The following is a 1,764-nucleotide window of genomic DNA, read 5'->3' as shown; positions in this document are numbered from 1 at the left end:
CCGGCGGGCGGTCCTGGCCCGCAGCCTGCCGCATCTGCGTCCGGGCGGCTGGGTTCTGATTTCCGATGAAAAAGGCAACCTAGAGGATTTCCGCCGGATTTTTGCCGCAGAACCGGGTGCCTGGCACACCGAACAGGACAGTCGCGGTGTGTTGTTCATGAAACGCGCATAGCCCCCCTGCGGAAGCAAAAAAGGCCGGGAGAATGCCCGGCCTTTAATTGTTCTTTCTTACTCTGCCTGACGGCTCTTACTCCGCCAGGTTCAGCGCCACAAAGCGCGGCTCGCCGCCGCGGCGCACCAGCAGCAGCAACGACTTGCGGCCCGCCTCCTTGGCTTCGGCAACGCGGGTCTCCAGCTCGCTGATCGAGGTGACTTTTTCCTGGCCCGCCTCGGTGATCACATCGCCGGCGCGCAAGCCTTTTTCCCAGGCCTCCGACGTCTCATCCACTGAAAGAATCGCCAGCCCTTCGACATCTTCGCCTACACTAAGCTCACCGCGCATCTGGTCAGTCAGAACTCCGACCGACAGGCCCAGCAGTTCCTTTTCCGTCTGGCTGGATCCACCATCACCGTTCTGCTGGCTGGACGGCCCGCGTTCGGCATCCTCGCGGCGGCCCAAGGTCACCCGCAGGGTTTCAGTCTTGCCTTCGCGGTAAACCACCAGCCGCACGGTCTTGCCGACCTCTGCATTGCCGACCTGGCGCACCAGGCCGCGGGTGTCCTTCACCTCGCCGCCGTCAAAACTAACGATCACATCGCCCGCCAGCACACCGGCCTCTTTGGCAGGGCCTTCTGGGACATCCGTCACCAGCGCGCCATGCGCCTTGTCCAAGCCGATCGCCTCAGCCAGATCCGCATCCACATCCTGGATCTTCACACCCAGCCAGCCGCGGCGGGTCTCGCCGAACTGTTTCAGCTGGTCGACCACCTTGACCACCACGTTGGACGCCATCGAGAAGCCGATGCCGATGGAACCGCCATTGGGCGACAGGATCGCAGTGTTCACGCCGACCACATCGCCATCCATGTTGAACAGCGGCCCGCCGGAGTTGCCCCGGTTGATCGCCGCATCGGTCTGAATGTAGTCGTCATAAGACCCCGAAAGCTCGCGGTTGCGGGCCGACACGATGCCTGCGGACAGCGAGAACCCTTGCCCCAGCGGATTGCCCATCGCCACCACCCAGTCGCCGACACGAGCGGTGTCGCTGTCGCCGAACTTGACGAATTTCAGCGGTGCGGGCGCCTGCACCTTCAACAGCGCGATATCGGTGTTGGGATCGGTTCCGATCACCTTGGCCGGCAAAAGCTCCTTGGGCTGGCCGTCACCGGGGAAGAATTCGATCTCGATCTCGTCGGCGCCCTCGATCACATGATTGTTGGTCACGATATAGCCGTCCTCGGAAATCACAAACCCCGAGCCCAGCGCCGAGGACCGGCGCGGACGGTTGCCATTGCCATTGCCGTTGCGGTCCTGGAACTCGCGGAAGAAATCCTCAAACGGGGACCCTTCGGGCACAATGCCCTGCGGGCCAGTGCGCCCTTCGACCACGGTTGTGGTGGTGATGTTGACCACTGCCGGGCTCACTTGGCCGGCCAGCGGCGCCAGGCTTTCAGGGCGCGCCATCGCGGTTACCGCCTGCATCAGCAGGACCGCCATAGCCAGCGCCGCAAGCCAGATCATGCGCATCATCGCGCTGCTGCCGCCTGCCCGGCCGGAAATTGCAATTGCCTGTGGCTGCACGGATCTACTCCTTGTCACTTCTA

Annotated in this window: 1 protein-coding gene; it reads right to left on the bottom strand. The window is 63.2% G+C overall.

Translation table 11 applies throughout. The annotated features are described in order from the left end of the window. Positions 1–247: 247 nt before the first annotated feature. Positions 248–1,690 carry a Do family serine endopeptidase gene (locus A2I95_RS35350; protein WP_291737232.1) on the bottom strand — a complete coding sequence of 481 codons (1,443 nt, stop codon included), beginning with the start codon at positions 1,688–1,690 and terminating at the stop codon, positions 248–250. Positions 1,691–1,764: the final 74 nt, after the last annotated feature.

This window comes from Leisingera sp. F5, assembly GCF_001593695.1.
This window is presented reverse-complemented; position numbering and strand designations above follow the sequence as displayed.

What these genes read in the sequence shown, in the direction of transcription:
- A2I95_RS35350 (WP_291737232.1), bottom strand. Translation starts at nt 1,690, where the DNA reads ATGATGCGCATGATCTGGCTTGCGGCGCTGGCTATGGCGGTCCTGCTG.